Raw genomic sequence first — 7,978 nt, forward strand, 5'->3', positions numbered from 1 at the left:
GGGGATTTCGCGACACTTGCAAACGAGAAGCAAATTAGTTCAGAGCCGCCTCAACGCGCTTGGCGGCGTTGAACAGCTTGCCTTCCGCGCCCGGCGCGCACATGATGGAGATGCTGGGCGGCAGGCCGGTGGCGGGATCTTTGAAGTTCCAGGCCGGGATGGCGATGGCCGGCAGGTCAAGGTAATTGCCCATGGTGTGGGCGGTGAACAAGCCGTTGACGCCGGGTTTCAGGGACTGCCGGTTCATCTTGCCATGTGGCGGCGCCAGCAGGCCCAGCGTCGGCAGCACCATCACGCCGTCCGCGCCCAGCAGGGACTGATAGCGTTCGCGCGCGCTGGCGTAGCCTTCGGCGATCGCTTGGATTTTGGCCTTGCTGCGGGTTTTCATGATCGGCGCGATCAGCATCCATTGCAGCAGGCCGTTGTCCACCGTCGGTTTGCCGAGCAGTTGCGCCAGCAATTCCCTGAACGGCGAGAAGCGACCGCCCTGCGGCGTCGACAGCAGCCGTATCCAGTCGTCGTAAAAATCGTCGAGGATCAGTTTGGGGATGTTCAGGTAAAGTTGGCGCGTGTCGCTGAAGTCCTGCTGCTCTTCGCGATAGCCCTCCTCTAGCAGCGCGCTACGCGCGGCGGACAGCGCGGCGCCGATGCACGGCTCCTGCATGGTCAGCGGCAAGCCGGCCGGGGTCACCAGCCGCCCGCCGGCGGCATCGGCCACTGGCTGATTGGCGATCACGTTGTAGACCAGTTGCGCATCGCGCACGCTGCGCGTCAGCGGTCCCAGGGCCAGCCAGTTGCGCGTATTGCCGCTCACCACCGGCCAGGTGCCGCGCGACTCGACCGCGCCGGAATGCGGCTTGAAGCCGACCACGCCACAAAACGCCGCAGGAATCCGGATCGAGCCCAGAATATCCGAGCCCACGCCAAACACCGAACACGACGCGCCCACCAGCGCGCCCTCGCCGCCGCTCGACCCACCGGCCACACGGCTGACGTCCAGCGGATTGTTGGTGCGCCCGTAGCGCGGGTTGGTGGACTCGCCGGTCATGGCGAATTCCGGCACATTGCTGCGCGCGATGACGATGGCGCCGGCCGCCTTCAGTCGCCGGACGATTTCCGCATCTTGCGCGTGCGCCTCCGGCGGCATGCGCAGCGAACCGGCCGTCACCTGCTGGCCGGCCAGTCCGAAGGTCTCCTTGACACTGCACGGCAGGCCGAACAGGGGCAGCGATCGGTCGCCTTCGCGGTCGAGCAGCGCGGCCTGCGCCAGTGCCTGATCACGGAAGATCTGGGTGGCGCCATTGATCCGCGGCTGCACCCGCGCCAGCCGGTCCAGACGTTCAGTCACCAGTTGTTCCGACGTCAGCAGGCCGCCGCGCAACTGCGAGAGCAGGCCGACCGCATCCGGCGCCCGCATATTTCCTTGAGTTTTGTCCATTTTGCTATTATGCGCAGACCGGACGCCGGGAGTCTTTAGCGAAATCCCGCAAAAACTGAGAATTCGCGCACATTCAGGGACAGGTACGACATGGGGCAAGTCAAGGTGGCCACCGCGCTGCCACTGCTTAATTATCTGCGCCGCAGCGGCAGCGCGCATGTGGACGCCATCGCGCCAGCGCTGGCCGGCAGCGACCACATCGCCACCGAATGCTGGCTCGGGCTGTACCAGCAGGCCATCGCCCTGACTGGCGACGCCGCCTTGCCGTTGCGCGTGGGCGCCAGCGTCCAGCCCAGCGATTACAGCATGCTGGGCTTTGCCGCCATGAGCTGCGTCACGCTGGGCCAGGCGATTGAGGTCATGCAGCGCTACGAGCGGCTGGTGCAGGACGTCAACTCCACCGCGCTGGCCATGCATGGCGACAGGGCCGAACTGCAATGGCTGCCGTATCGCGGCCCGATCTCGCCCATCTTCATGCAACTGGCGCTGGCATCGTGGGCTGCCGTCGGCCGTCATCTGAGCGGCACCCGGCAAGCGTTCGAGGCGCATTTCACGTTTGCCCAGCCGGACCATGCCCACGTCTATGCAGAGATATTCGGCCGCCCGCCCCGCTTCTCGCAGCCAATGACGAGGCTGATATTCGAGCGCGCCTTCCTCGACCTGCCGGTGGTGTTCGGCGATCCGCAAACCAACCAGATCCTGCTGCAAAAAGCCGAGGAGCAATTGCTGCAAGCCGATGAAAGCGAGATCGTCTGCCAGGTGCGGCAACGCATCGCCAGCGGCCGCGTCAGCGTGGAAGCCGTGGCCGGGGACTTGCGCATGTCGCCGCGCAAGCTGCAACAGCAGTTGACCCGGGACGGCAGCAGTTTCCGCAAGCTGCTGCATGAGGCACAGTTCCAGCGCGCCAAGGCATATCTGAGCGATCCGGCGGTCAGCGTCAGCGAGGTGGCCTTGCTGCTCGGCTATTCGGAACAAAGCCCGTTTCAGCACGCCTTCAAGAACTGGGCCGGCATGACACCGGGTGCGTATCGCAAGCTGCGGCTGCGCCCCGCTCAGGAGTGAAGCAAGGCGTCGCGCAGCAGGCTTGGCACCAGGCCGGTCCAGCGCTTGAAGGAACGGCGGAAGTTGGTGGCGTCGTGGAAGCCGAGGTAGTGCGCCACCGCTTCATTGTCGTAGCCGCGCATCTGGAACAGGTGCATGGCAACGTGGGCCCGCACCTGATCCAGCTCGGCCTGGAAGTGGCTGCCGTGCCGCGCCAGATGGCGCTTTAAAGTGGCCGGGCTGACACCGAAGGCGGCGGCGCTGCCTTCCAGCGTCGGCGCCAATCGGATATTTTCCAGCAGATAGTCGTACATCGCGGTCAGCAGGCTGGGCGTCAGCGCCAGCTCGCCCGCCTCCGCCGTCGCGCTGCGCAGCGCCACCGAGGCCGCCATCGCATTGCCGCGTGGCCAGGGGCGGTCCAGCCACGCCGGCTCGATCAGCATCGCATCCAGATGACAACCAAAGCGCAGGTCGCTGCCGAGATGGACTTCGTGCTGCTCCACATGCGCCGGCGCGCTGCGATTGATGCAATAGCGCCAGGGCAGTCGCTCGCCGCTCAGCCAACGGCACATGGCCGTCACGGCGGTCATGTGCATCTCCACCAACGCCGGCAGTTGGCTGGGAGCGCCAAAGCTGTCGGTCCAGTACAGCACGGCCAGGCCGCCCTCCTCGATCAGGCGCGGCGTCAACAAGGGACACAGGCGGGCATGGCCGGCGCACAGGATTTCCAGTGCCTGTCGCAGGTTCTGCGCTTGCAGCAGTGCGTGGCTCAACCCGCCATAGTGGCCGGGCAGCATTTGCTGGCCCAGCATGAAACTGCTGTCCGGGCTATCCAGCGCGCGCATGACGTTGGCAACCAGTTGCAGGTATTCGGCCGGCGTCACCACGCAGTTGGCGGACGGCATGTTCCAGTGGCGCAGACCGGTGCCATGCAGCAGATGATCGCCATCCAGCTCGCGGCTGCACGCGTAGTCCAGCACCAGCGCCGGCTGATGCTGCGCCGGGATGTAGCGGTCGCCGTTTTGTCGATAGGCGATCACGCCGATACCGCTCCGGCAGTTTTGGCTTCGGCTTGCAGCGCCAGCTCGCGGCTGAGCTGGGCCAGCAATTCGTCGGGGGGCGCGTCGGCGCTGGCGCAGGCGTGGCGCAAGCTGATGGGGACGCGGCGGTCTCTGGCGTGATGGCGCATCTGGCCCACCATGGCCACCAGATGCCAGGCCAGTGCATCCGCCTGGGCTTGGCTGGTATCGGGCATCAGCAGCGCGAAGCGGTCGCCGGCGTAGCGGCACAGCAGGTCGTCGTTGCGCAGGTTCAGCAGCAGCATGTGGCCGACCGCCTGCAAAACGCGGTCGCCTTCGCGCTGGCCGAACTCGCGGTTAATCAGGTGGAAGCCGTCGATGTCGAGCAGCACCAGCGCGCATGGCCGGCCGGGATTGCTGGCTTGCTCGTGGCGGATCTGGCGGCGCAGGTAGTCGGCGTTGGCCAGTTGCGTGATGCGGTCGAAGGCGCGGTGCTCGCGGAACAGGCGTTCGCGTTTTTGCAAGTGTTCGTTGAGCCGGAATTGTTCGTGGCGCCAGTAGTACATGCCGCTGGTCACGCACAGCATGCCGAGCGGGACCAGCGCTTCCAGCCAGTGATTCCAGCGTGTGGCTTTGCTGATGGCGAAGAATTCGTCGAGACAGTCGGCGAAGGAGCCGATCATGATCATGGCCAGGCCGCCAGCCAGCAGGCGCGTGACCAGCCCGCCGGGACGGCTGCTCAGGGTGAACAGCACCCAGATGCCGGCCATGACGGCGGTGCCGCCCTCACTGATGATGTCGGTCCACTTCCAGACGGCGAAGGGCTTGGCGGTGCCCAGCGTGGCATACAGGCAGACGCAGGCGATCAGTGCGAGGCCGGAGACGAGCAGCGTGAGGCGGTGTAATTGCAGCATGGCTAGGCGATGGACGTTATGTGTGCGGCGGCAGCTTAGCGTGGGTTTGTGACGGTGGTGTGACAAGGAGCGTGATTGGCGGATTTACCACACAAGCGGACTGACAGGTCAAATCAGCTCACCAATATTATTCCGGCGCAGGCGGCGGACCGTCCGCCTGCGCCGGAACGACGTGCGGTACAGGTTATTCAAGCTCATTTGGCCAACGCCAACGCCGGTTGCGGGCGTCGACGCCGCCAGCTGTCACGCAACTGAAACATTGGCCGCCTACCATCCGCCCCGTTCTCCCATCCACAGACGGTAACTCCAATGAAAACAACTGCACATAAAAAAACCGCGCCGCGCCGGTCGGCCCTGACCATCGGCGTGCTGGCCATGCTGGCCTCTTCCGCCCACGGCGCCGAGGCGGCCGACAGCGCCGACCTGGCCGCCGCCGCCAACAGCGTGGTGGTCAGCGGCCAGCGCGCCAGCCTGCGCAACGCCATCGCCACGCAGGAAAAAGCCGACAACATCGTCAGCGTCATCAGCAGCGACGATATCGGCGGCCTGCCGGACAAGAACGCCGCCGAGGCCTTGGCCCGCCTGCCTGGCGTGGCGGTGCAGCGCGATCAGGGCGAGGGCCGCTACGTCAGCGTGCGCGGCCTTGGCCCGGACCTGAACGCGGTCACCATCAACGGCGCGCTGGTGCCGTCGCCGGAATCCGGCCGCCGCGCGGTGGCGCTGGATGTGCTGCCCGCCGGCTTGATCCGCTCGCTGGAAGTCAGCAAAACCCTCACGCCCGATCACGACGCCAACTCGCTGAGCGGCACGGTGGAAGTGAAAACCCTCACCGGCTTCGACCTGCCGGGCAAGCTGCTGTCCGCCACGCTGGGCGCCAGCCGCGACCAGAACATCGGCAAGACCAGCCCAAGCGGCAGCGTGCTGTTTGCCGACCGCTTGCTCGACGGCAGACTCGGCGTCGCCGGCGGCCTGAGCTACGAAAAGCGCGAGTTCGGTTCGGACAATGTGGAACCCGGCGGCGCCTGGGACAACGGCAAACTGGCCGGCGTCGAGTTCCGCGACTACCTGCCAACCCGCGAACGCCGCGCCGCCGCGCTGAATCTGGACTACCATCCGGACAACGCCAGCAAATACCTCCTGCGCAGCTTCATCAGCGATTTCAGCGATGACGAAGTACGCGACCGCCTGACCATCAGCAACATCGCCGGCGGCTCACTGGCCGAGGGGCAGACCGCGTCGGCCCGTGGCGAACGCCGCCTGCGCCAGCGCAAATACACCCAGACCATCAAATCCGTGGTGCTGGGCACCGAACAAAAATGGAACCAGTGGAAGCTGGACCTGAACGGCGGCGTCAGCCGCGCCAGCGACGATGCGCCGGAATCGATCAACGACGCCCGCTTCCGCGGCAGCAAGGACTTCGCCGGCGTCGGCTACACCGGCACCGGGATCCCGCACCTAACCGGCCCGGACAGCCTGTACAGCGCCGCCAACTACAAGCTCAACTCCATCGCCCTCAAGCAAAGCGACGCCAAGGACAAGGAACACCACCTGCAATTCGATCTGGCGCGCAAGTTTGAGCTGAGCGAAGGCAGCTCGACGCTGAAATTCGGCGCCAAGACCAGCCGCCGCGAAAAGACCAACGACACCGAGGCATGGTCGTACAGCAGCAAGCAAATCGGCAGCGCCAGCACCGCCATGGCCGACTATGTCACCGCCGACCAGCTGGACTACAAGCTGGGCCGGATTGGCGCCGCCATCAATCCATCCGCGATCCGCACGCTGGTGGCCGGCCTGAGCCGCGCCAGCGCCCGCGTGCTGGCCGATTCCACCATCGACGACTACCGCCTGAAGGAAGACATCGACGCCGCCTACCTGCAAAACAGCGTCGACCTCGACACCTGGCACCTGCTGGCCGGCGTGCGTGCCGAGCGCACCCGCTTCGACGCGGCCGGTTCGCGCGTGGACGAGGAAGCCGGCACCATCGGCGCCGTCAAGCGCGACCGTTCCTACACCAACTGGCTGCCGGCCCTGCAAAGCCGCTACGATATCGACAACAAAACCAGCGTGCGCGCCGCCTGGACCCACTCGGTGGTGCGGGCCAACTTCGACCAGCTGGCGCCGGGCATCAGCCAGGCCAGCGATACCGAGGCCACCATCGGCAATCCGGATCTGGCGCCCTTGAAATCGACCAATCTGGACTTGGGCATCGAACGCATTCTGGGCGACGACGGCGCCATCTCGGCCTACGTGTTCCACAAGGACATCAAGAACTTCACCTACACCACCAACCTGGCCGGCAGCGGCCAGTGGGCTGGCTACACCTCGGCCATCACCTATGCCAATGGCGACAAGGCCAGCGTGAAAGGGATCGAGCTGTCCTACTCGCAGCCGCTGCGCATGCTGCCATCGCCGTTCAACCGTTTCATCATCGGCGCCAACGGCAGCCTGACCAGCTCCGACGCCAACGTGGCGCGCTACGACACCGATGCCAGGCGCATGCGTTCGCGCGGCATCAGCCTGCCGGGCCAGTCGGACCGCGTGCTGAACCTGATGCTGGGCTACGAGCAAGGCCCGCTGAGCGCGCGTCTGGCGGTCAACTACAAGTCGGACTATCTGCTGGAAATGGGCGACGATATTCTCGATGCCGGGCAGGACCGCATCGTCGATGCGCAGAAGCAGGTGGACTTCTCGGCGTCCTACCAGCTGAGCAAGCAGGTGCAGCTGAACTTTGAAGCGGCCAACCTGAACAACGAGAAGTATTATGTTTACCTCGGCAGCAAGGCTTATAACGCGCAGTATGAACAATACGGCCGCACCTACAAACTCAGCCTGAAAGTAAGCCTGTTCTGATGAAAAAGATTGATACGATTTTATCCGGCGCCCTGCTGACCTGCGGCGCGCTGGCCCACGCCGCCGCGCCCCTGCCCGGTCTTGCGGCCAAGGCCAGCGAACTGGCGGCGCTGCCGGATGGCGGCTGGCTCAGCGTCGACAAGCAAGGCCTGCATCTGCTGGATGCGGCCGGCAAGGAACGCGCGCGCCTGAAGCTGCGCGCCAAGCATCTGGACTTGCGCCCGCAAGGCAATGGCGCGGTGGCGGTGGTGATGGATGCCAACGCCGAGCAAGTGGTGCCGGTGCTGGTGGACTTTCAGGCTGGCGCGCTGACGGCGCGGAAACCGTTCCCGGCGCCACCGTTCGGCATCGAGACCGCGTGCCTGTATCGCGATGCGCAGCAGATCGACCATCTGTTCGTTGTCGGCAAGGATGGCCAGGCGGAACAGTGGCTGATGGATGGCGAGCAGCGCCTGCTGGTGCGCAAGCTGGCCCTGCCGCCGCACACCAAGCACTGCCGCGCCGACGACGCGGCCCGGCAATTGCTGATCAATGAGGACAAGGTCGGCCTGTGGGCCTACAACGCCGAGGCCGAGGGCGTGCCGGAGCGCAAACTGCTGAAACGCGGCGCCGAAAGCGAGCGCAAGGGCGAAGTCGTGGTCCGGCCATGGCCGGCGCCGGCAGCGGGCGGCGGCATGACGACAGCGTCCGGCGCGGGCGCGACGGCGGGCCGCGGC

At 65.8% G+C, this 7,978-nt stretch carries 5 protein-coding genes and 1 pseudogene; 3 read left to right on the plus strand and 3 right to left on the minus strand.

Annotation, left to right across the window (positions count from 1 at the left end; translation table 11 throughout):
• Nucleotides 1-34 precede the first annotated feature (34 nt).
• On the minus strand, nucleotides 35-1,438 hold the full coding sequence (locus tag GM676_RS03120) for an amidase (RefSeq protein WP_170304200.1): 1,404 nt from the start codon (nucleotides 1,436-1,438) through the stop codon (nucleotides 35-37).
• A gap of 90 nt (nucleotides 1,439-1,528) precedes the next feature.
• Between GM676_RS03120 and GM676_RS03125 the strand changes: the two genes are divergently transcribed.
• Complete coding sequence (locus tag GM676_RS03125; protein ID WP_155461900.1) at nucleotides 1,529-2,500, plus strand: AraC family transcriptional regulator; 972 nt, start codon at nucleotides 1,529-1,531, stop codon at nucleotides 2,498-2,500.
• On the opposite strand, the gene GM676_RS03130 is transcribed toward GM676_RS03125, so the two are convergent.
• Together GM676_RS03130 and GM676_RS03135 are read right to left on the minus strand one after the other, a co-directional pair.
• Nucleotides 2,491-3,519, minus strand: coding sequence for an AraC family transcriptional regulator (locus GM676_RS03130; protein ID WP_371866083.1), 1,029 nt, complete (start codon nucleotides 3,517-3,519; stop codon nucleotides 2,491-2,493). The two genes, GM676_RS03125 and GM676_RS03130, sit on opposite strands and share 10 nt — an antisense overlap.
• On the minus strand, nucleotides 3,516-4,412 hold the full coding sequence (locus tag GM676_RS03135) for a GGDEF domain-containing protein (protein WP_155461901.1): 897 nt from the start codon (nucleotides 4,410-4,412) through the stop codon (nucleotides 3,516-3,518). Before GM676_RS03135 ends, GM676_RS03130 begins: the two co-directional genes overlap by 4 nt.
• 309 nt (nucleotides 4,413-4,721) lie before the next feature.
• Here GM676_RS03135 and GM676_RS03140 point away from each other — a divergent pair, with 309 nt between their 5' ends.
• Together GM676_RS03140 and GM676_RS03145 are read left to right on the plus strand one after the other, a co-directional pair.
• The gene (locus tag GM676_RS03140; protein WP_155461902.1) at nucleotides 4,722-7,262 is read left to right on the plus strand and encodes a TonB-dependent receptor; all 2,541 of its coding nucleotides are present in this window, start codon (nucleotides 4,722-4,724) and stop codon (nucleotides 7,260-7,262) included.
• Nucleotides 7,262-7,978 (plus strand): annotated as a pseudogene (locus GM676_RS03145) (phytase); the annotation flags it as partial. The gene GM676_RS03140 and the pseudogene GM676_RS03145, both read left to right, overlap by 1 nt.

Source organism: Duganella radicis, from assembly GCF_009720825.1.
In the GTDB taxonomy this organism is placed as follows: Bacteria; Pseudomonadota; Gammaproteobacteria; order Burkholderiales; family Burkholderiaceae_D; genus Rugamonas; species Rugamonas radicis.